Origin of the sequence: Mucilaginibacter boryungensis (assembly GCF_015221995.1) — a bacterium.
Classification (GTDB): domain Bacteria; phylum Bacteroidota; class Bacteroidia; order Sphingobacteriales; family Sphingobacteriaceae; genus Mucilaginibacter; species Mucilaginibacter boryungensis.
On sequence record NZ_JADFFM010000001.1, the window covers coordinates 1,932,918 to 1,956,620 of the forward strand.

Genomic DNA, 23,703 nt, shown 5'->3' on the forward strand with positions numbered 1-23,703 from the left:
CACAATTTTGCTAATTTCGCAGCGTCTTACCAAATCATAAAAACATTGGAGCACCAGCAACTCACCACCGTAGAAACAGCTAAAGACCTGGGCCTTTTACCCGCAGAATACGATCGCATAAAAGAAATACTGGGCCGTGTGCCAAATTTTACCGAATTATCTATCTTTTCGGTTATGTGGAGCGAACACTGTTCGTACAAAAATTCAATTACCTGGTTAAAAACATTGCCAAAAGATGGCCCGCGTATGCTGGCCAAGGCGGGCGAGGAAAATGCCGGTTTGGTTGATTTGGGCGATGGTATTGGCTGTGCTTTCAAAATAGAATCGCACAACCACCCTTCAGCATTAGAGCCTTACCAGGGCGCGGCTACCGGTGTGGGCGGTATTAACCGCGATATATTTACCATGGGTGCACGCCCCATTGCGCAGCTTAATTCGTTGCGTTTTGGCGATTTAAGTCTGGATAAAACCAAGTGGCTGGTTAAGGGCGTGGTTAAAGGGATCAGTCATTACGGCAATGCCTTTGGTATCCCAACCGTTGGTGGCGAATTAGCTTTTGACGAGTGTTATAATATCAATCCGCTGGTAAATGCCTTCTCTGCAGGTATTGTTAAAGCCGGCGAAACGGTTTCGGCTACATCATACGGTGTAGGTAACCCGGTTTATATTGTGGGTTCGGCTACCGGTAAAGATGGTATCCACGGCGCGGCTTTTGCATCAAAAGATATTACGGAAGATTCAGTGAATGATCTTCCGGCTGTACAGGTGGGCGACCCGTTTCAGGAGAAACTGTTACTGGAAGCTACTTTAGAAGTAATAAAAACCGGCGCTGTAGTGGGTATGCAGGATATGGGTGCGGCAGGTATCATCTGTTCAAACTCGGAAATGAGCGCTAAGGGCGAGCACGGTATGCGTATCGATCTGGATAAGGTACCCACCCGACAGGAAAACATGAAGCCGTTCGAGATCCTGTTGTCAGAATCGCAGGAACGGATGCTGATAGTGGTATTTAAAGGCCGCGAAGCCGAAGTGCAGGCCATATTTGATAAATGGGATTTAAACTGCGTGCAGATAGGTGAGGTAACCGATACTAAACGCCTGCATTACTACATGCATGGCGAACTGGTAGCCGACGTACCTGCTGATGACCTGGTATTAGGTGGTGGCGCACCTGTTTACGAGCGTGAATACAAAGAGCCTGCTTACTACGCCGAAAACCAAAAATTTAATATTAACGATGTTCCTGAGCCTGCTAATTTATTAGACGTGGCCGAACACCTGATATCGCACCCTAACATCGCATCAAAGCGGTGGGTTACCGATCAGTACGATTCGATGATCGGTACAGCTACCATGACCACCAACCGCCCAAGCGACGCGGCCGTAGTTGCAGTTAAGGATACCGATAAAGCTATTGTTATTACGGTTGACTGCAACAGCCGTTATGTATACGCCGACCCGCAAAAGGGCTGCGCTATTGCCGTTGCCGAAGCTGCACGTAACATTACCTGCGCAGGTGGCGAACCTGTGGCCATTACCAACTGCTTAAATTTTGGTAACCCATACAAACCCGAGGTATACTGGCAGTTTGTAGGCGCTATTAAAGGTATGGGCGAAGCTTGCCGCAAGTTTGAAACCCCTGTAACCGGTGGTAACGTAAGCTTCTACAATCAATCCAGCGACGAAGGGCCAGTATTCCCCACGCCAACTATCGGTATGCTGGGTGTAATGGATGATATCGGCAATATCATGACATCGGATTTTAAACAGCCGGATGATCTGATCTACCTGATAGGCGAATCGGTGAATGACATTGCTTCATCACAATACCTTGCATCGTACCATAAAATATTAAAGGCGCCTGCGCCATATTTTGATCTTGATAAAGAATACGCCACCCACCAGGTTATTAAGCAACTCATCACTGGCAAAATTATACAGTCGGCGCATGATGTGGCTGATGGCGGGTTGTTCATTACCCTGGTAGAATCGGCCATGCCAAACGGCCTGGGCTTTGATATAGCAACGGATAGCAGTATCCGTAAGGATGCCTTCTTATTCGGTGAGGCACAGGGCAGGATAGTAGTGAGCATAGCACCTGCAGACCAGGAACGTTTTATTGAACTGATGGCTACCAGCGAGGTAGAGTTTAGCTTATTAGGTACAGTAGCGCACGAAGGTGACCTGATGATAGATGAAGAGCACTTCGGAAACATTCAGGATGTGAAATTGGTTTACGATAACGTGTTGCACGTGATATTAGGCGAATAAATGTTAAAACTGAATAAGATACACCACATAGCCATTATCTGTTCGGACTATGCAGTATCTAAAAGGTTTTACACCGAGGTTTTAGGCCTTGAAATTATACAGGAAGTTTATCGCGCTGAGCGAAAATCATACAAGCTCGATCTGGCTGTTGGAGGGCAATACCAGATCGAGCTTTTTTCTTTTCCAAACCCACCTAAAAGGACATCCCGCCCAGAAGCGGCTGGTCTAAGACATTTAGCTTTTGAAGTAGCTGATATTGAAGCTGCGATATTGGCCCTAAGCGACCATAAGGTTGTTGCCGAACCCATACGCATTGATGAGCACACGGGCAAGCGCTTCACTTTTTTTGCCGATCCGGATGGTTTGCCTATTGAACTTTACGAGCAATAATGGCTGACTTATTCCATTTCAAGCAATTTAGCATAGACCAAAGCGGTTGTGCCATGAAGATCAATACCGATGGTGTGTTGTTAGGTGCGCTTGCCGAAGTAAATAAACCTCAGGCCATACTTGATATAGGTACGGGAACCGGGGTAATCGCCTTAATGCTGACACAACGATTCCCTGAAGCTAAAATTGATGCGGTTGAAATTGATGAAACAGCGGCCAAAACAGCAGCCTCTAATTTTGCCAAGTCCCAATTTGTAAATCGTCTTACCTTATTCCCCAGTTCATTTGAACAATTTTTTGAAGCTAATGATGATAAGCATTACAACCTGATCGTTTCCAACCCACCGTTTTACATCAATTCGCTGCATTCGCCTGGCGCAGGAAAGAAGCTGGCCAAGCATGCGGATGTGGATTTTTTTAAAAATTTAATTAGTGATGCTGCAAAGCACCTAACTGCTGAAGGTATGTTTTGGTTGATTTTACCTGTAGATACCGCTGAATTGGTGAAACAGCTGTCAATAGTTAACGGGTTAATGATACATCATATTATCAATATTAGATCATACCCTGAATCAAAACCGCATCGGCAGATAATTTCTTTTGACCGGCAGCAAACAAATATGTTCGAAACGCAATTTGTTATCTACGATGCACTTAAGCAGTATTCAGGACAATACCAAACAGCTTTAAAAGATTTTTTCACGATATTTTAGCCAACTTGTCATTTCGAACGAGGTACGAGGAGAAATCTTCTACATGAAGCAGGTTGCTTTTAGAAGATCCTCCCTACGGTTCGAAATGACACATTTTAATTATATGACCCGTATAGGCCTCCTTTCAGATACCCACAGCTATATAGACGATAACATTCTATCGCATTTTAACAATTGCGATGAGATTTGGCATGCCGGCGATTTTGGAAATATGGAGGTTGCCGACAGGCTCTCAGCCCTGAAACCTTTGCGCGGGGTATATGGAAATATCGATGGCGGCGATGTGCGTAAAACCTTTCCCGAACATCTGCGTTTTAAATGCGAAGAGGTGGATGTTTGGATGACGCATATAGGCGGTTATCCGGGCAGGTACAACCCGGCTATTAGAAGTGAAATTTACACTAAGCCCCCTAAGTTATTTATTTGCGGACATTCGCATATTTTAAAGGTGATGTTTGACGAAAAGATAAAATGCCTGCATATTAATCCGGGAGCGGCTGGAAAACAAGGCTGGCATAAGGTTAGGACCTTAATTAAATTTTGTATTTCTGACGAAAAAATCCATACCTTAGAAGCAGTAGAATTGTTAAAGTAGTTGTAAAAAATACACTAAGTATATGAAGGTAGTTAAAACCCTTGGTCAATTTATTATTGAAAAACAAGCTGATTTTCCTTACGCGAAAGGTGAACTTTCAAGGTTATTAAGGGATATTGCTATAGCGGCTAAAATTGTTAACCGTGAGGTAAATAAAGCCGGACTGGCTGATATTATTGGCGATGCGGGCAGTATTAATGTGCAGGGCGAGGGCCAAAAATTACTGGATGTGTATGCTAACGAACAATTTATATCTGCACTGAAAAGTGGTGGCGAATGCTGCACGGTGGTATCTGAAGAAAACGACGAATATATTTACATCGATCATGAGATTTCTAAGAATGCCAAATATATTGTAGCTATCGATCCGCTGGACGGTTCATCAAATATTGACGTGAACGTAGGGGTGGGCACCATATTTTCTATTTTCCGGCGTAAAAGCCAAAATGGCAAGGCTACTATGGAGGACGTGCTGCAGACAGGTACAGAACAAGTAGCGGCCGGGTATGTTATTTATGGCTCATCCACCATGCTGGTTTATACTACAGGCAAAGGTGTTAACGGCTTTACGTTAGACCCATCAATTGGCGAGTTTTGCCTGTCGCACCCCAATATGAAGATACCTAAGGATGGTATTATCTACTCGATCAACGAAGGATACTATGCTCATTTCCCCGATGGCGTTAAAAAATATATTAAGTTTTGCCAGGTAGAAGATGATAAAACCAACCGTCCTTACACCTCGCGCTATACCGGTTCTATGGTGGCCGACCTGCACCGTAATATGATAAAAGGGGGGATATTTATCTACCCGATCACTGCCAAATCGCCCAAGGGTAAGCTGCGGCTAATATACGAATGTAACCCTATGGCCTTTATTATTGAACAGGCTGGGGGCAAAGCCAGCGATGGTTATAACCGTATACTTGAATTGGAGGTTACCGAACTCCACCAACGCTCGGCCATATTTATAGGATCTGAAAATATGGTTAAAAAAGCGGAAGAAATGATGGCATGCTTCTCGCCGCAAGTAACCAAAAAGAGTTTTGAGGGAGTGGTATCGGTGCAGTAAGTAGAATAAAGCGTCATTCTGAGCGATAGCGAAGAACCTCATATAGCCGGAGGACTTATAGTATAACTGCCAACCGGGGATTCTTCCCTCTGGTCAGAATGACGCGTATCTTGCAATTTACAACAAATCCGTCCGCATAGCCTCAGTTTCAAACACGGCATCAATTAGCAAGTCTTTCTGTTTACTTGCTGCCACCGCTAATTGATCACAGCGCTCATTTTCCGGGTGACCGGCATGGCCTTTTACCCAAACAAATTTTATTTGATGGATGCGGCTTACTTCAAGGTAACGTATCCACAGGTCCTTATTCTTTTTACCGGCGAAGCCTTTTTTTACCCAGCCTTGCAGCCATTTCTTTTCAATAGAATCAATAACGTATCTTGAATCGGAATAGATAGTAACCTGTTGGTTAGGGTTCTTCAAGGCTTCCAAACCTTTAATAACGGCTAATAGTTCCATGCGGTTGTTGGTGGTTTTGCGGTAGCCTGCCGATAGTTCTTTGTAGTGTTGCCCTGAACGTAATATAGCTCCATAACCACCCGGACCCGGGTTTCCGCTCGATGCACCGTCAGTAAATAGTTCGATAGCCATTGTGCTGCAAGTATAGGAAATGTTGATGGTTCATGGTTAATAGTTCATAGAAAAAGCTATTGTAAACCATCTCTATAAAGCAAAGTTCAATTATGAACGATTAACCATAAGCTATGAACGCACATTCTTTACCTTCAATCGCAATGAATTCCCAATTACTACCACATCAGAGAATGCCATGATAAATGCGCCCAGCATTGGGCTCATGAAGCCTAATGCGGCTAAGGGAATAGCTACAATGTTATAAGCAAAGGCCCAAAACAGGTTCTGCTTAATGGTGACTAGCGTATGCTTGCTGATCTGCAAAAAGAAAAGCAGCGAGTTAAGGTCGGTGTTAAGCAATATTACCCTGGCCGATTGTATAGCGATATGGCTGGCATCATTCACAGATACGCCAACATCGGCTTTGGTGAGGGCAGGGGCATCGTTAACACCATCACCTATCATAATGGTTTTCCCTTTTTGCTTGTATACATCTATAATGGACAGTTTTTCATCCGGCAGTTTTTCTGCATGTATGGCAGTAATACCCAGGGTTTGTGCCACAGTATCACAGCGAGATTGTTTATCACCGCTTAATAATACCGTGACAACCCCCATTTTTTTCAGACTGGCAATCAAATTTGCCGCACCGGGTTTAACATCGTCCTGTATAGCTATTTCAGCAATTAATTGCTGGTTTTTGTATAAGGCAAGGTTATAGGCAATGTCGGTTCCTGTTTTTGCCGCACCCAGGAAATAATGATTACCCTCTACATCTTCGGCACGCATGCCCAGGCCCTTTTCTTCGGACACTGCTTTCAGGATGGTCTTTTGTTGCGGCTGGCCTTTCAATTGTTGCACTAATGAACGCGCTATAGGGTGGTTAGAACGCTCCTCTATAGCCGTAACAATACCGCGTATGGTTTCAATTGAAGCGCTGCCTTGTGCCCGGATATCGCGTAGGGCAAATGTACCTGTAGTTAGTGTCCCGGTTTTATCAAACACTATATATTTAGTATTAGCAACGGCTTCAATAGTATCGCCGCCTTTAATCAGCACGCCGTTTTTTGCCGCACGCCCCAAACCTACCATTACTGCGGTAGGCGTGGCCAGTCCCATAGCACAGGGGCAGGAGATGACCAGCACGGCAATAGCATGCATCAGCGAGTTTTGCAATGTGCCGCCGAAAGCAAAATAGGTTAACACAAATGTTATTAAGGAGATCAAAATAACAGTGGGGACGAATATGCCCGCTACTTTATCGCCCAGTTTTTGGATAGGAGGTTTTGCCGCCTGGGCCTTCTTCATCAGGTCGATGATCTGCGCCAGTACCGAATTGGAGCCTACTTTGGTAGCAATGATACGGATATTACCCGATTGCAAAATAGTGCCGCCAATAACACTGTCGTACTTTTGCTTCTCCACCGGGACGCTTTCGCCAGTGAGCATTGATTCATCAACCGAGGCGTTTCCCTCTAATATATCACCATCAACAGGTATTTTATCGCCTGTATTCACCAGCAAAATATCGCCCGACTTAACTTCCCCGGCATTAATGATCTCTACCTGCCCGTTTATGATTCGGCGGGCATCTACCTGCTGATATTTTACCAAATCCTTAACCGCCGATGTGGTTTGGGTTACCGAACGTTTCTCGAACAGGTTGCCCAGCAGCACCAAAGTGATAATGGTAGCACAAGTTTCGTAAAATTGATATTGTTCACCAAGGTTTTGTATAGTACCTGCCAGGCTGTAAATAAAGGCCGCTGACGAGCCAATAAATATTAGTACATCCATATTTGGCACACCACCTCTTATTGAACTGATGGCGCTTTTACCAAAGTGCAGGCAGCCGACAATAAACACCGGCAGGCATAAAGCTAATTGAATATACGGATGGTGCAGCAAGTGCCACGGTAAAACCATGTGCAGCAGGAGCGGAGCTGTAAGTATGGCGCAGAAGATGAATTTGTTCTCTATTTTCTGATAAAATTTCTCGCGATGGGTGGCCACATCATCTACTACGTGAAAGCCAAGGCCTTCAATATCTTTGATTATCTGCGGTATAACAGTTTCATCGGTTGTAGAGAATTTAACTTCTTCGCCTGCAAAATCGACCAGAATATTCTGCAGCCCTTTTTTTTCTAACAGGCGATGGACGGATATCGCACAGTTATTACAGTGCATCCCGGTAACGTTCAACTCAACTAACTGGTCTGTCATGCCACAAATTTACCATTAGTTTAGCCGGGGGATTAAATTATTAGGTAAGCTTTGTGTAATTTTAAAATGATACAAGGTCAATATCAATTATTTATGCAGGGATTAATGAATTTGAAAAAAAGCATTTGACATTAAACCTGATTTTTATACATTTGCAGTCCCAACACGGTAGGTATAGCTCAGTTGGTTAGAGCATCGGTTTGTGGTACCGAGGGTCGTCGGTTCGAGCCCGATTACTTACCCCAGCGCCTCTTAGGAAACTAAGGGGCGTTTTGTTTTTACTACAAATCATGATATGAAAAATGATTTTGGTAGGATAGCAGGATGATTAGTTATAAGCGTAATTAACAAGCCATATCTTAATTTATTTTTTTAAATCGATAATACCGGTCTTCTCAATAATCGATCGGATCACCTGGTCTAACTCATTAGCCGATGCTACAAGGTATTCTTGGATAAGCCGCTGTTCGGGATCATCTCCTGTATATGGGGTAAGCATTGGGATCAAACCCATAATGCGGGATAGGGGCGCGCGGATAATATGCGACTGCATCCAGGAAATATCCATCAGTTTTTTATTTTGTGCTTCGATAGCTTCTATATAACGCACCCGCTCGGTCACATCATTAGCCAGCACCACTTTGGCCCTAACGCCTTTATAACTGATCTGGTTGCTTTGGATGTCCACCTGGATAATTTCGCCGGTTTTTTTACGGTGCCTGAAGATGCCGTGCAGTTGTACTTTTTCTTGTTCCTGTTGCTCGGCAACGGTCTGTTTAAGCAGCGGGATATCGTCTTCAGGCCTGATGTCCACAATGGTCATGGATAAAAATTCTTCACGGCTGTAACCATAATGTGTAATAGCCGCAGCGTTCACATCCAGATATTTTAACGTCTCCATATCATAAACGAACATGGGCTGTGGACTAAGCTGAAAAAGGTTGCTGTATCGTCTTTCCGATTCAGCCAATGCTTGCGCGGACTTTTTTGCTTCTGTAATGTCCCTGAAAAATACAGATAATCCATTTTCTGAAGGATACGCATGCACACCAAACCAGGTTTGCATAGGCGGGTAATAATCCTCAAAATGGACCGGTTTACCTGTAAACATTGCCTGTTGGTAGTATTGGTAAAATTCCAGATCGACAGCATCACTGTATATATCCCAGAAATACTTTCCAAGCATCATTTCCCTTGGCGTACCCATTGTTTGTTCGGCCGTAGCGTTCCAATAGGTGACGATCCAGTTACGGTCGACGGCAAAAAAACCATCACCAATGCTGTCCAAAATATTGTTGCGTTCGGCGAGTGCTGCAGTGGCGGCTAATTCCGCTTTTTTACGATCGTCAATGTCCTGAAAACTGCCATACACCCTCACACACACTCCGGCACGAAACTCTGCCTCAGCAATTGCGCGAACCCAACGCGTATGGCCCTTCGCTGTAACCAATTGCACTTCAGCATCGCAAGGCTGCCCAGTGGCAATGGTGCCGGCCATTTTACCGGCGATATAGTCCCGGTCAGCACCTTCCCTATAAAAAGGAAGCCAGTTATCACTATTTGGCACAAAATCTTCAGGCACGTCGTAAATTTCCCTTGTAATTGGCGACCAGTAAGCCGTTCCATTCACCCGGTCTACCTCCCAGCCACCAATCCTGGCAAGTTGATTAACTTTTTGCAACAGGTTTTCCATTTCCTTTTTATCTGAAATATTTTTCCCTACGCAAAACATTATCCCTTCTTCCGCAGAACGCGTTACAGTCCAGGATAGCCATATCGCTTTGCCGTTTTTAGTTAAAAAGCGATTTTCGAAATACATGGTCTGGTCACCACCGACTATAAATGCTTTCGTACGTTCCCGGCTGACCTCCAGATCATCTGGGTGTACCAAAAGATCGAGCGGAGTGGCCAACAGTTCCTGTTCTGTATATCCCAGTTGCCTGCACATGGCTGCGTTAACCCTTTTGAAATAACGGTCGATCCCAACAATGCCGATCAAATCAGGAGCACGGTCAAATAGCAACCGAAGCTGTTCATCTGCCTTTTTACGGCTGGTTATATCGCGAATGAACATCGAAAAACCATCAGCCCTGGGATAAATACGGTTTTCCTGCCACAGGTCAAGCGGGGCATAATAATCTTCACTCACTATATATCGGTTTTCACGCAACGCCTGTTGAATGGATTCGTAGGTTATTGAGCCTACGGCATCGGGGAATAACTCCCACATATTGCGCCCGATCATTTCTTCTGGTGTTAAGCCGACCATTTCACACAGCCGTTTATTCACATAGGTATAACACTGGTTGGCATCAGCGGCAATAAAACCGTCGGTAATGCTGTCCAGCAGTTCTTCCATCTGTTTCGATTTTTGCCTGATCTCAATTTCAGCAGCCTTGATCTCAGTAATGTCATACACCAGCGAGTAAAAGCCTTTAACATTTCCAGGTTTACCATCTGGCAGGTATTGGGTATGCGTGAATAGGGTAGTACCCTCCGGGCCAGGCAGGCTGCGTTCAAAGCTTTGACGCTTTCCTTTTAAAACAGCTTTTATATGACGTTCGTGGGCGCTGTTTTCACCAGGCAATAATAGTTCGGTCTTTAACTTTCCAATCACGCTTCCGCCAGCGCCAAAATGTTCTTCGTAGGGTTTATTAGCAAAACGGCAGCGCAGGTCTGCTGAAAAGTAGGCGATCATAGCCGGCACATGATCAGTAACAAGGCGAATAAAGGCGGCATTATCCCGAATGATGTCCTGGCTTTGCTGCTGTTCGGTTTCCAGATCCACTTGCCGCGTTATATCTACAAAATTAAAAACTATGGCCTCCACTTCAGGCTCATACAACAGATTGGTGAGAATACATTCCACCCAGATATAATGCCCTGCATAATGCCGCGTGCGGAACCTGGCCGATAAGGGCTCGCCGGGTTGCGCATATACCCGCAGCAAAACTTCCTGAAGTATGTGTTCATCCTGAGGATGTACCAAAGCGGCAAGGGCAACTTCTGCACGGTCTGTGCCCTTCCAGCCCGTAATACGTTCGGCAGACGGGCTTCGGTAAATTACGTTCAAGTCCCGGTCAAGAAGCGTTACGCCTGCGTAACTGTGTTCTATGAGCTTGCGGAAACGCACGTCGCCGTGGTTCATCTGGTCAGTTTTTAATAATACACCCATAGCATTAGATTTTACTTTCTGGTTAGTGAAAGTGGGATATTCTAAAGTTACAACCTTATACAGATAATCAAAAAAAAGATTTTGAAGGGGGTTTATAATTGAAAACAACACTGGTAAGCAATTTCAGTTTGCATATCGATGGAATAAAAACCGAAAAAGTTAAAATATAATCAATTGATAAACAAGCCAATTGAAAAAAACGATTTTTTATAGTGAAAATTTATTCAAAAAGTTTGCAATAACATTTGCAGCGATAGGTAAAAAAACTATCTTTGCAAACCCAAACGGGATGTAGCGTAGCCCGGTATCGCGCCACATTTGGGATGTGGAGGCCGCAGGTTCGAATCCTGCCATCCCGACGAAAGCGATACCAAGCAAAACCCTCTTCAGATTAACTGAAGAGGGTTTTTTGTTTTTGCTCAATCCTTTGAAGTGATCATACTATCCCTTGCCTATATGAACAAAAAAGGTGAACAGATTTAATAAATCAGCCAACCCTTTAATTAATGTGTTTACATACATATTCATGGCTTGTTGTGATTCTGCTTTTTTTTGCGAACTTTACATATGACTACGTATGCAAATATGGCATGGAGGCAGATATAGTTAGACTGATCTCAAATATTATGAAAATTAAATTTATGTTTATCTTTTTTTTATCCCTGGTACTGAACACGGCAGGGGGATATGCTAAAAACAAGGCTGTGTTTTTTTGCGGAAGTGTGAAGAATGATCTTTATCTTCTGCTTTCCTGTGAGGGTTTTAAGATAAACCTTTATAGATCGCCGTTTGCTGCGATCGATGAAGCCCCCAAAAGATCAGCTGTATTTATTGTATCAGATACCTACCCCTTAGTCGATGAAACCAAACGGATCACACAGGAGATGCTAAATATTGCAGCTAAAAAGAAGCTACAGCTGTACATTGAATATCCCGCTTCTTATCCCGGGCTTAACCTTACTCAAAAACCGGTTGAAACGAGGCTGGAGCGCGGGGTGATTACCAGTGATGTTTTTGGCCCCAAATTATTACCCATGAGTTTACTGGGGATACATAATTGTCACGTGTTGCCGGTGAATATTGATAACCCATTAATAGTGCTGGCCAAAGTAGTAGGTTTTGATAAAGCCGAATATGGATTAGACAGTACAAAAGCCTATCCGTTGCTTTTTGAGAAAGGGAATTCAATCATCGCTATGACAAGTATGAGCAACTTTGCAACCGGTCGTTATGGGCCTAATGAATCTGTAAAACAAGTCTGGACTTACATCCTGTCCCGGATGCTCAAAGATGAATCATTTAAGATAAATCATTGGTTTTCTTATGTTTCGCCTACGTACAGCAAAAATGAAATTTTGCCTGTTAATGCAAGAGTAAAAAGTATTCAAAAAGGGGCCAACTGGTATTATAATGGTCGGTTTTTTGTTCACCCAACATGGAAACAAGACTGGTTGAAATATGGAAGTAATGGTTCAAATCCGGTGGGGCCGCCTGTCGGTAAGGATAAACTAATTGGTGACGGGAACCTTGGGGTGATAGAAGGTCATACTTCTACTATTAACTATGACGGCACCCAACGATATCGGTATTGGATGCGCGGTGACGTTCAGGGGGAAGTGAGTATGACACTGGCTGCAGCAGGAAGTTTATTGAACAATAAAGATTATAAAAAGAAATCCGCAAACCTGATCGATTATCTGTTGAAAACTTCGAACCTTCGGGCTGGCGCCAAAAATGATTCAAATAGTGCGGCATATGGCCTGATTGGATGGGCAACTACCAATTCGGGGACATTCTATGGCGATGACAATGCCAGATCCATATTAGGGATGATCGCTGCTTCGTCTTATCTTAATAGTAATAAATGGGACAAAGAAATAGCCGAAGCCATTTTAGGTAATTTCAGGACCACTGGTAAAAAAGGTTTCCGGGGTGAACGCCTTGAAGAAGAAGATATTTTAAAGAACGGATGGAAATACTACTGGAACAGAGATTATATTCACCTTTCCCCCCACTTTGAATCCTGGATGTGGGCATGTTATCTGTGGCTATACCATAAAACCGGCTATCAGCCATTGCTTGATAAAACAAAGACAGCTATTAGGCTAACCATGGAGGCCTATCCTAAAAAATGGTTATGGGGAAGCAGCCTTCAATCCCAACGGGCGCAAATGATCCTTCCCTTAGCCTGGTTAGTACGAATTGAGGATACAGAAGAGCATCGCCGCTGGTTAGACATCGTAGTTTCAGATATGCTTAGATGCCAAGCAACATGCGGCGCCATCCGAGAAGAGGTTGGAGAGGGGAAGGGCCAGTTTAAAGAATTAAAATCTAACAAGGATTATGGAACGGATGAAGGTTCGATGATTTTTAAAAACGATGACCCGGTTGCGGACATGCTAGCTGCCAATAACTTTGCATTATTCAGCCTTAATGAAGCAGCGCATGCTACCGGTAATCGGGCGTATAAAGCAGGTGTTGATAAATTATCTGATTTCCTTACCCGAATACAAATTAACAGTGAAAAATATAAAGACCTGGATGGTGGATGGTTCAGAGGATTCGATTATAGCCGCTGGGATTATTGGGCTTCTAATTCTGATGCAGGATGGGGGGCCTGGTGTACATTAACCGGATGGAGCCAAAGCTGGATAGTTGCCACACAAGTACAGGTTCAGGAAAATCAAAGTTACTGGGGCCTTACCCGTAAATCTGAAATAAATAAGTATATGCAACAAACTGTTAAACTAATGTTTGGCAAGGAATGAAGTGATTGATAGCGTTACTTCGAAAGCTGTTTCACAAACATAATATTTGTCTTTAATCCTAATATAAATGAAAATTAGATTCCGAATCGGCTGTGTGTTTTTCCTGGTGCTGCTTTCAGCAATGGGATATTCAAAAAGTAAAACTGTATTTTTTTGTGGAAGTGTTAAGAATGATCTTTATCTTCTGCTATCCCATGAGAGTTTTAAGATAAAACTTTATACATCCCCGTCTGATGCGATCAGTGCAGCCAAAAAAGGATCAGCTGTATTTATTGTATCAGATACCTATCCCTTAGTTGATGAAACCAAACGGATCACACAGGAGATACTAAATATTGCAGCTAAAAAGAAGCTACAGCTGTACATTGAATATCCCGCTTCTTATCCCGGGCTTAACCTTACTCAAAAACCGGTTGAAACGAGGCTGGAGCGCGGGGTGATTACCAGTGATGTTTTTGGCCCCTTGTTCAGCCTGAATGAAGCCGCACACGCCACCGGAAAAATAAAATATAAACAGGCGGTTGATAAATTATCCAATTTTCTGATACGTGTGCAGATCAAAAGTAAAAAGCATACAGATTTAGACGGTGGATGGTTCAGAGGGTTCGATTATAACCGCTGGGATTATTGGGCTTCTAACTCTGATGCTGGCTGGGGGGCTTGGTGTACATTGACAGGATGGAGTCAGAGCTGGATAGTTGCTACCCAAATACAGGTTCAGGAAAACCAAAGCTATTGGGATATTACCCGTAAATCAGGGGTAAACAAGCATATGCAACAAACTGTTAAAATTATGTTTGGCAAAGAATAAAGTAATCCATTTTTCAATTAACAAAGCGTAAAGAATAGTCTTAACTACTTTTTTAATGCTTTATATTACTCTGGTATATATTATTTATTATACAGTTTATTCAGTAAACGAACAGCTTCGTTAAAAACAATTTGATCGGAACCCTTTTCCAGGAATGACCATTTACCCGGTCCTGCCTCATAGCCACCTTCTTCAAAAGCAGTAGCTGTAGGGATATAACCAATGTTATTTTCACTAAAACCCATGATGATGATATGTTCAAAAGGCGACGCTTTTTCAATGTCAAACGCCGTTTCAATAAAAGGTTCGCCCGGTAAAAATAATAATGCTAATGAACCAATTTTTATGGCATTGATTCTGGCTATAGCGTCTTTTCGGCTTTCTCTACCAGTTCCGGGTCTGATAGCCAATTGCTTTTCAATATGCACAAAATCAAATACAGAGGTATCAATATCATGTAACCCCGATTTTTCCATGGCCACATTCGCCAGCGCCTGACCATGCTTTCGTGCATATTCCTTGCCCACAGAAACGGTGGGGGGATTTGTATTACCTGCAGCACCATTTAAAAAAACAGAGGTTCCGTATCCGCCTAAAGTATCCAATGTTAAACACATTTCTCCGGGGAACTCTGACGAAACCTTGGGAATGCACATTTCATGCACGGGGTGGCAAATAGCATGCACAATAGTTGCAATGGCATTTTCATCCATATCCCGAAAATACAAAGTATTAACCCTCCGATCTACAGGCTCCCTGTCAAATAACTCAGGAGCTATCGGCTGAATGGAATCAGACATGATAATATTACCTTCAGGTGTTTTTATACGGCGTTGCAGCGAGAATCCATCTAAACGGGAGGCCGAAATTTTTAAATTGCATGGTTTTATATTCGCTACGGCCTCGTTAATGGCATCTTTAATCTGCGACCTTATGTACGCAATCCAGATTTTATAACTATCTGTCAGGTATAGATTCGATGCACCACCTGATTCGGGCGCGCAGTGTGTATGTGTACAGCATATAATTATTCTTTCGGGGGCAATAGCATCTGAAAGCCCTTTTTTGAATTCTCTCCAACCGCCAACTCCTGTATCATTCAGGTTTAGCAAGTCTAAAGACACAATAACTACATATTCATCATTAAACCTAAAAACCAGCGCTTTTGCATTTAAAGGTGAACTTACACTTTCGAAAGGTTTGTACGTGCCCTTAACAGATGAGGTTAAAAGTCCCACCTCTAGCGGTGGCGTTATATCTCTTACCGAAACACCGGTCATTAATTTTGATTGCCGCATTATTTCTTTTTTATCCTGTATAGCGCTTATTGCTAAAATGCATCATAGGCTTCCCACAACTCAAAGTTTATTCCCCAAGCAGCGCTCATGTCCAGAAGTTAGTTTTGTAATAATTAATAATTGACTTTTTAAATCGTATTAAACGATTTAGCTGTCTCCTCTAAATTTATATTCCGCATCCCCGGTATGTTTCGCTAGGAAGTTTAGGTAAGATTTGGATGTTTTTTTAAATACAACGAATAAAATAATAGACGTAACTATAGCGGCAAATGCAATCCAATAACGGCCAAACCAAGCCTCGGTAAGTCCTTGTATCAGTAAGGCTGTTGCCGCAAAGCCAATTGTCGCTACCCACAGTCCTCGTAATATAGGTTTTAGTATTTCTTTTGTTGATGTAGTTGAACCAGCTAATTTGAAGGGCTTCCAAAAACCTAAAGGACGCACCTTTTGGTAAAAGTCTTGTAATAGTTCTTTAGGATCAGGCGGAGTCAATAAAGCTACCGCAATCCAAAGAATGGTCGTTAGCCCCATAACTAGCAGGGTTTGCCACCACCAGGGTAAAACTAGCTGTTGGGCAGCTGTTACACCAAGCAATATTAGCAGCTTCGGTACAAGAACCACGATACAGAAGATTGCTGCGCCGCCAAATGAGGCTGCCATGCGGGCCGGGCCGTTAAAGCGCCACCACCACCATTGTGCCCAGTTGGCAGGTAGTTCTGCCGCGCTGAGTTGCAACATAAATATAGCTACATTAGTGATAAACGTGACATTAAACACTACGGCTATAGCCATGCAAACAATGATGGCCATGCTTATTTTTCCAACAATCATATAATGCCGTTCGCTGGCTGATTTGACAAACCATTTACGGTAGATATCACTTAGAATAACCTGACTGCCAAAGTTAAGGTTATCCCCAACTACAGACATGGTGGCAGCCATCATAGCGGCTATCAGCAACCCCATCGCACCAGCCGGCAGCATCTCTTTCATTAAGCGTCCATAAACCAATTCACGGTCGGCACCTACGGCGCGCAATTCTGGCCAGATTACGGTGGCCGAGATACTGGGCAAGGTAACCAGCAACAGCAGTATAAACATAGTAATAGCGGTTACTACATACATTGTTAGTGCTTCAGCAGGGGTTCGTGTAGATAATATCCGTTGCCCTTCCATGGCTCCGCCCATTGGCGCGGCATCGCCACCGTAGCCTATGCTCTGCCCGAACAACCAGGCCATGGCCCCCACCATGGGGAATATGTTATGTTTGGTGGGTGGTGTTAATTGTAATATTTCGGGATGTGTTGTACTGAAAGCATGACTGATCGCACGAGTCATGGCAACAGGCCCGCCGAAATGATGAAGTGTAAGTCCTGCAAGCACTACAGTGCCTACAAAAAAAATGGTCATTTGTATAAGGTTGGAGATAACCACTCCTTTATATCCGGAAAAAAACACGAAAAGGAAAGAGGCCGGTACAACCAGGCATAAGGTTTCAATTTTTGTTAAACCAAATGCTGGCCCCATAATTTTAAAAGCAGCTAATAAGGTTATACCTGTCCAGGCGGGCATCGCTATAAGTGAGGTACGTACGGCTATCCATATGCGCATGGCCGCAGCTGGTTTGGTTTTGAAACGCATGTCATAAAACTCCAGCGAAGTAAACAGGTTCAACCTGCGCCAGAATACAGCAAATAGCACCCCGCCGATAAATAGCGCTAGTCCAAAACGGCTCAAATACCACCAGGAAACAAATGCGCCGGTAACCACTGCTAAACCGCCTAAACCGGTTGCAGCATCCGGACTGACCATAGCTGCAGTATAGGAGATGCCGTTCAGCCAGCCGGGAATTTTACGGCCACCCAGGAAAAAGTTTTCCAGGTTGGCTGATGCAAAACGCCTATGCCATAACGACATCACCAGCATTAATATTAAATATATGATCACTATCCAGATGTCTATTTGGTGCCAGTTCATAAAAAGGTTGAGCTAAATAGGTTAATTTATTGTGAATACGTATTCACAATGATAATTTATTTAATTCATTTTCTAAACATTTTTTAAATAAAATTTAATCATATATGGAGTTTGATCCTGTGCTCAGGTAATCGGAGCGAGTCAACAATCCAACCTTTTTTCGATTTTTGAACGATTTTCAAAGCATGTTAAATCAGTGCAGCTCGCCGGTTCGCTACGATTTTACCTACAATGGCGAGTGGTTAGGCACTATTTCCCTTAAATAGAAATACTTTTTTGTTTCTCCCGGTTAAGCCAAATTTGCAAATGTTCTCCTTTATGCGTTTTATTTTGTAAAATAAAACGCATAAAAACGCAAATAATATTTGTTTTAGAATATTATTCCATTAATTTTGATTCAACGTGTACGTAAACTATCAATAGGGTACACAGAATTATACATCTGCCAGGATCTATCTGGAAATAAACATCCCTGTTAATCATTCCACTGAAATAATCAACTATGTATAATTTTACTAATCACTAAAAAAATGAGATCAAAAAGAAAACTATGGTATTGCTTTTTAGCAGGCCTGTTAGGTGTTGTTTCCTGTTCAAAGGATAAACAAAGTTTAATCACCGAAAAACAACCGGAAAAAGGTTTAAAAACAACATCAACCAGTTCAATTGTCAGCTATGTGAAGGATAACAGCACATCCGTTACCAAACTTGAATCTGATAAAGTAGGCGGAGTATTTCCTAAATATGTTGTCTATTCTATCGGCCCGCTAACTGTTGAGGCGGCAGATGTTGTTTCGGCGCACCTGCAACGTGAACTTACCTGGACGGGTACCAACGAAATTTCTGCCAATTGCGGTATTGTTGTAGCAACATCAGCCACATGCAGGGACAATACGGATCCTGGTTTCCTGGGCATGTTATCCCCGTTTTGCGGAAATAACCTGGTTGTTGGCGCGGAAGGTAATTCTGAGATTCTGACCCGCACGGGCTCTTATCAATTTGCAGCGGCATCAAGCTCTATCTATATAAATGCAGTATTTTACGCTGCTAACCTGGGGACGCCGGGTGCAGGTATTGATATGGACTTGCCGGTAGGAAGTAATTATGGCGAACTGGTATCTGTAGTAGAACGTGGGGTTCAGCGATATTCAAGTACTACTCATAATACACCATACGGAACCTGGTGGTTCGGCACCGGTTATGCCATACCAATTGGCGGTACCCAGTACGTTGACAATTCAATCGGGCCCCTGACTATCGCGCCAAACACTATGGTAGATATACGGTACCAAACAGAAGTAACCGCTGATATAGCCAACGGTACAGACCCTGCCCAAACATTGGGAAGAAAAACCATTTATACTACATCTGCAACCTCTACTACAGGCACTAACTTTACCAGCCCCAGCCAGCATGGGATTGTAAAATACGAACGGCATGATGTATCATCGCACGTAGGCGGGGCATTTTTTGGCTCAACAGGCGCCACTAACGCATATTTTAATTCAGTAGTATGGTCATATGGTGGGTCAGGTTCTCCGTTACAACTTGAAAACGGAGGCTCAGCCAGCCTGCTTTATGGTAGCTGTGCCGTTGAAACCCGGCCATACGTATATTTTAGTCAGGACCTTTCGCGAAATATTACCACAGTTAGCAGTACGCCACAGGTGCTTTACTCAGTCGGGCCAGTTGATATTGATGCCAATCAGGTTGTCGAGATCAGATATGTGGCGGCTTTCGGTGCGCCGGCCAGCCTCACACCCTTTAATTCCAGCATTATCAGGGCCACATCTCCTACAGCTACAACAGGTGTTACTGTACAGCCGGCGCTTTATCGTAAATACGGGCCTTCTTATGTTTATAACCAGGCTATACATTCTACAGCGGAAAGGCCAACTACTGCTTTAACCGGGCAGTACTATAATGTAATAGTAACATTGCCAAGCGGCGGCTCTCTTCCGGTGATAGATTGGGGTGAATTAGAAGTAGTTAAACGATAATAATTGGTGCCATGGTTGGCAATAATGTATAAAAGCCCTTGTTGGAATTTACCGACAAGGGCTTTTTGTTTCGAATATCTGGTAATAAACACGGTGAATTTAAAATTGGGAACGTTTCCGGAGATTTAGTCGCCGAATTGTTACCAATAAGCAATTGTTATGGGTTTCAAAAAAGTAAATTTACAGAACAATATAACCCTCAATTCGCCATGAAGTATAATACCCCGCTAATAAAAGTGGTTTTTGGTTCAATTATTTTAACTGTGCTTAATACAGTTTTTATATCGAAAGCACTGTCACAAAACCAGGCAAAAACATATGCCTATACCCGGGTTGATCCGGCTCCCTTTGCCGATAATGCCGGTCATTGGTATGCTATTTTTGATAAAAAGAATATCATTAACGCCCGCCCCGGCAGGCCAAAATACGATGCGACCGAAATAACTAATATTGCCGATAATATCCTGCTGTTCCAAAAAAGTAACGGAGGCTGGCCAAAGAACTACGACATTTTTGCTAAACTGACCAACGACCAGAAGGATAGCGTAAGCGCCGCCCGAAACGAATTGAACACCACTTACGATAATGGCAGCACTTATACACAAATAGCCGTGTTGGCTAATGTGTATACCGTTACTAAAAATGAGAAATACAAAACCGGAGCCCTGAAAGGTTTCGATTTTATACTGAAATCGCAATATAAAAATGGCGGCTGGCCACAATATTATCCCCTGGAAAATAATTATAGCAGGTGTATAACCTTAAACGATGGGGTATTTGAAGGAATAATGCGATTATTAAAAGATGTTCAGGACGATAAACCGGAATATGCTTTTATTGATGCTAAGTATCGCGCTAAGCTGGCTGCCGCTTACAATAATGGCCTGCAATGCCTTCTGAAAATGCAGATAAACGATAATGGTAAGCCCACGGCTTGGTGTCAACAGCATGATGAGGTTACGCTGCAACCGGCTTGGGCCCGCAAGTTTGAACCACCAAGCATTTCCAACGGTGAAAGCTCCGGCATAGTATTATTTTTAATGAGTATCGATCATCCTCAAAAAGGGGTTATTGATGCCGTGCAAAACGCTGTAAATTGGTTTCAGGAATCAAAAATTTACAATACTCGTGTAAAAAGTATTCCGGCACCACGTATGGTTACACCCTTTCGCGTATCTACCGGAGATAGGGTAGTAGTAACCGATACTACGGCGCCGCCTATATGGACACGTTACTACGAGTTGAAAACCCATAGGCCTTTGTTCTGCAACCGGGATAGCAAAGTAGTATACTCGCTGGCTGAAGTTGACCGTGAGCGGCGCGATGGTTATGGCTGGTATACTTATGCCCCGCAAAAAGTGCTGGACCAGTACCCAACATGGCAAAAAAAATGGGCTGCCGATAATAATGTGTTAGAGAAAAAATAAGCTTCAATTACATATATCTATTAGTGCCACTGCTAATTGATGTTTGGAAATATCAAATTGATGATATACCTTCGGTAACGTAAACAATCGATTGCATACTATCACATGAATACTCGTAAACTCTTGTTGGCAGCAAGCCTGATTGCTGTTTCTATATTGGTAATTACCTGTAAAAATTTAAGAAATGGTAGAAGCGGCCATTATCAAAGCCAAATATTAAGAGATGCCGCAGGCAACGTTATCGTGAACCCGCACCCGGCCAATACTTACTTATCTCCACAGGAAAGTATGCAGAACTTTGTGCTCCCAAAAGGATATCACATGCAACTGGTGGCCAGCGAACCCATGATAAGTAAACCGGTGGCTATAGTATGGGATGGCAATGGCGCCATGTATGTTGCCGAGATGAATACTTACATGGAAGATGTGGATGGCACAGGCGAAAGCAATAGGACATGTAAAATTAAAAAGCTGGAAGATACCAATGGCGACGGTGTGATGGATAAGGCCACAGTATTTATTGATAGTTTGTTATTGCCGCGTATGATCATGACGCTGGACGATCGTCTTTTAGTGAACGAAACTTACTCTAACAATATTTATAGCTATAGAGATACCAAGGGTACAGGCCATGCCGATGAAAAAAAACTGGTTTATCGCAACGATGTTGTTAGTACGGCCAATTTAGAGCATCAAAAAAGCGGACTTGTATGGAATATAGACAACCGTATTTATGTAACATATGATGATTTGCGATACAAATATGCCAATGGTAAACTGGATGCAGAAAAACTCCACGAAAATGCAGGCGGGCAATGGGGGCTGGCTACAGATGATTATGGACGAATATTTTATTCTGTAGCCGGTGCGGAGAACCCGGCCTCAAATTTTCATCAAAACCCTTTTTACGGCCGCCTGGACATAAAAGACCAGTTTAACGAGTTTTTTCAGGAGCCCTGGCCAATTATAGCTACGCCCGATGTGCAGGGTGGCGTAAAAAGGTTACGTCCTGATAGCACCCTGAACCACTTTACAGGTTGTAACGGGCAATCCATATACCGTGGCGATAAGTTACCAGCTGATTTAAAAGGCGACTACATATTATGCGAACCCGTTGGCCGGCTTGTCCGACGTGCAAAGGTTATTGATAATGATGGAAAAATAACACTGGAAAACGCCTATTACAAAAAAGAGTTTATTGCTTCGGCCGATGTAAATTTTCGCCCGGTTAATTCAGCCACTGGCCCCGACGGTTGTTTATACATTGTTGACATGTACAACGGTATAATACAAGAAAGTAACTGGACAAAGGAAGGCAGTTATTTAAGGCCTCAGATATTGAGAAAGGGTTTAGAGAAACACACTGGCCGCGGACGCATTTACAGGGTTGTGTATGATGGTATAAAACCATTAAAAACCCGCCCTAATATGTTAAACGAACCAGGTTCAGCCCTGGTAAAATACCTATCGCACCCTAATGGGTGGTGGCGCGATAATGCCCAGAAGCTGTTAGTGATACGCGGCGAGAGATCGGTAGTGCCGGCATTGAACCAACTTGCAGCTAACTCCCAAAACACCATAGCCCGGATACATGCGCTTTGGACCCTCAATGGTTTAAATTCGCTTAGTGACGACCTGCTTTTTGCAAGTTTGAAAGATAAGGATACCCACCTGCGCAAAACCGCGGTTTGGATAGCCGAAGACCGCATGAGAATAGACAAAGCTGTATTGCCACAATTGGCCTTGCTTAAAGATGATCCCAGCGCCGATGTCCGTTTTCAGCTATCATTAACGCTGCGTTATAATGAAACAGTCGAAGCTCAGGACCTGGAAAAATACCTTATTCAGCATTATCCGAATGACCAAGTGATGATTGCATCAAACACCAAATATACTGACGCTATTATTGCAAAAAAGAAGCGCGACGAAGCGGAACGGTTATTAAAGGAAACTGATAGACTGTTAGTGAATAACGGGGCAATAATTTTTAAGACACTGTGTGCTACGTGCCACGGCTTGGATGGTAAAGGGATTGCCATTGGTGGTAAGGAAATGCCTGCGCCGCCGCTTGCCGGCGCGCCTGACGTTAATGGCAGCCCTGAAAAATTGGTGCGGATATTACTGCATGGGCTTACAGGCCCGGTTAATGGAAAAGTTTATGCAGACGTAATGCCCGCATTGGGGGCTAATAGCGATAAGTATATCGCATCTGTTTTAAGCTATATACGTAACGATTTTGGCAATAAGGCAAAAACTGTGACAGTGGAAGAGGTAAAAAAGATACGCGAAGCAACCATTGGCCGGACCAAAAGCTGGACGATAGATGAATTAAATGCGCTTAATCCATCCGCGCCCAACATAAAAAAATAAATAAGAATTTGTTTTAAAGGGTGTTATGTAAAAATAAATA

At 43.3% G+C, this 23,703-nt stretch carries 15 protein-coding genes and 2 tRNA genes; 12 read left to right on the forward strand and 5 right to left on the reverse strand.

Annotation, left to right across the window (positions count from 1 at the left end; all coding sequences use genetic code 11):
* Nucleotides 1-45: 45 nt before the first annotated feature.
* From purL to fbp, 5 genes are all read left to right on the forward strand, one after another.
* On the forward strand, nucleotides 46-2,271 hold the full coding sequence (gene purL / locus IRJ18_RS08140; RefSeq protein WP_194105694.1) for a phosphoribosylformylglycinamidine synthase subunit PurL: 2,226 nt from the start codon (nucleotides 46-48) through the stop codon (nucleotides 2,269-2,271).
* On the forward strand, nucleotides 2,272-2,661 hold the full coding sequence (gene gloA2, locus IRJ18_RS08145; RefSeq protein WP_194105695.1) for an SMU1112c/YaeR family gloxylase I-like metalloprotein: 390 nt from the start codon (nucleotides 2,272-2,274) through the stop codon (nucleotides 2,659-2,661). It abuts the gene before it with no gap.
* The gene (locus tag IRJ18_RS08150) at nucleotides 2,661-3,374 is read left to right on the forward strand and encodes a tRNA1(Val) (adenine(37)-N6)-methyltransferase (protein ID WP_194105696.1); all 714 of its coding nucleotides are present in this window, start codon (nucleotides 2,661-2,663) and stop codon (nucleotides 3,372-3,374) included. The genes gloA2 and IRJ18_RS08150 overlap by 1 nt, the downstream gene beginning before the upstream one ends.
* A 103-nt stretch (nucleotides 3,375-3,477) precedes the next feature.
* Entirely contained in the window at nucleotides 3,478-3,969 is a 492-nt protein-coding gene (locus tag IRJ18_RS08155) for a metallophosphoesterase family protein (RefSeq protein WP_194105697.1), read from the forward strand.
* A 22-nt stretch (nucleotides 3,970-3,991) separates the two neighbouring features.
* Nucleotides 3,992-5,041, forward strand: coding sequence for a class 1 fructose-bisphosphatase (gene fbp / locus IRJ18_RS08160; protein WP_194105698.1), 1,050 nt, complete (start codon nucleotides 3,992-3,994; stop codon nucleotides 5,039-5,041).
* A 117-nt stretch (nucleotides 5,042-5,158) separates the two neighbouring features.
* Here the strand turns inward: fbp and rnhA are convergent, their stop codons facing one another.
* Complete coding sequence (gene rnhA, locus IRJ18_RS08165; RefSeq protein ID WP_194105699.1) at nucleotides 5,159-5,632, reverse strand: ribonuclease HI; 474 nt, start codon at nucleotides 5,630-5,632, stop codon at nucleotides 5,159-5,161.
* A gap of 111 nt (nucleotides 5,633-5,743) precedes the next feature.
* The gene (locus tag IRJ18_RS08170) at nucleotides 5,744-7,837 is read right to left on the reverse strand and encodes a heavy metal translocating P-type ATPase (protein WP_194105700.1); all 2,094 of its coding nucleotides are present in this window, start codon (nucleotides 7,835-7,837) and stop codon (nucleotides 5,744-5,746) included.
* A 168-nt stretch (nucleotides 7,838-8,005) separates the two neighbouring features.
* On the opposite strand from IRJ18_RS08170, the gene IRJ18_RS08175 reads away from it, so the two are divergent.
* Nucleotides 8,006-8,082: transfer RNA gene (locus IRJ18_RS08175), tRNA-His, on the forward strand.
* 119 nt (nucleotides 8,083-8,201) lie between these two features.
* Here the strand turns inward: IRJ18_RS08175 and IRJ18_RS08180 are convergent.
* On the reverse strand, nucleotides 8,202-11,012 hold the full coding sequence (locus IRJ18_RS08180) for a PAS domain S-box protein (RefSeq protein ID WP_194105701.1): 2,811 nt from the start codon (nucleotides 11,010-11,012) through the stop codon (nucleotides 8,202-8,204).
* Nucleotides 11,013-11,297: 285 nt separating this feature from the next.
* Between IRJ18_RS08180 and IRJ18_RS08185 the strand changes: the two genes are divergently transcribed.
* The 3 genes from IRJ18_RS08185 (at nucleotide 11,298) to IRJ18_RS08195 (ending at nucleotide 14,591) form a co-directional block, all read left to right on the forward strand.
* Nucleotides 11,298-11,371 (forward strand) — tRNA-Pro (locus IRJ18_RS08185).
* A gap of 267 nt (nucleotides 11,372-11,638) precedes the next feature.
* Nucleotides 11,639-13,780 (forward strand): hypothetical protein, encoded by a 2,142-nt coding sequence (locus tag IRJ18_RS08190; protein WP_228072623.1) that lies wholly within the window; start codon nucleotides 11,639-11,641, stop codon nucleotides 13,778-13,780.
* 67 nt (nucleotides 13,781-13,847) lie between these two features.
* The gene (locus IRJ18_RS08195; protein WP_194105702.1) at nucleotides 13,848-14,591 is read left to right on the forward strand and encodes a hypothetical protein; all 744 of its coding nucleotides are present in this window, start codon (nucleotides 13,848-13,850) and stop codon (nucleotides 14,589-14,591) included.
* A gap of 80 nt (nucleotides 14,592-14,671) precedes the next feature.
* Here IRJ18_RS08195 and IRJ18_RS08200 read toward each other — a convergent pair whose 3' ends face one another.
* Together IRJ18_RS08200 and IRJ18_RS08205 are read right to left on the reverse strand one after the other, a co-directional pair.
* Nucleotides 14,672-15,889, reverse strand: coding sequence for a hypothetical protein (locus IRJ18_RS08200; RefSeq protein WP_194105703.1), 1,218 nt, complete (start codon nucleotides 15,887-15,889; stop codon nucleotides 14,672-14,674).
* Between the two features lie 147 nt (nucleotides 15,890-16,036).
* On the reverse strand, nucleotides 16,037-17,866 hold the full coding sequence (locus tag IRJ18_RS08205; RefSeq protein WP_194105704.1) for a sodium:solute symporter family transporter: 1,830 nt from the start codon (nucleotides 17,864-17,866) through the stop codon (nucleotides 16,037-16,039).
* A gap of 530 nt (nucleotides 17,867-18,396) precedes the next feature.
* On the opposite strand from IRJ18_RS08205, the gene IRJ18_RS08210 reads away from it, so the two are divergent.
* The 3 genes from IRJ18_RS08210 (at nucleotide 18,397) to IRJ18_RS08220 (ending at nucleotide 23,663) form a co-directional block, all read left to right on the forward strand.
* The gene (locus IRJ18_RS08210; protein ID WP_194105705.1) at nucleotides 18,397-19,866 is read left to right on the forward strand and encodes a hypothetical protein; all 1,470 of its coding nucleotides are present in this window, start codon (nucleotides 18,397-18,399) and stop codon (nucleotides 19,864-19,866) included.
* A gap of 209 nt (nucleotides 19,867-20,075) precedes the next feature.
* Nucleotides 20,076-21,293: a pectate lyase gene (pelA, locus tag IRJ18_RS08215; protein ID WP_194105706.1), complete on the forward strand. Its 1,218-nt coding sequence runs from the start codon at nucleotides 20,076-20,078 to the stop codon at nucleotides 21,291-21,293.
* A 105-nt stretch (nucleotides 21,294-21,398) separates the two neighbouring features.
* Nucleotides 21,399-23,663 (forward strand): DUF7133 domain-containing protein, encoded by a 2,265-nt coding sequence (locus IRJ18_RS08220; protein WP_194105707.1) that lies wholly within the window; start codon nucleotides 21,399-21,401, stop codon nucleotides 23,661-23,663.
* Nucleotides 23,664-23,703 lie beyond the last annotated feature (40 nt).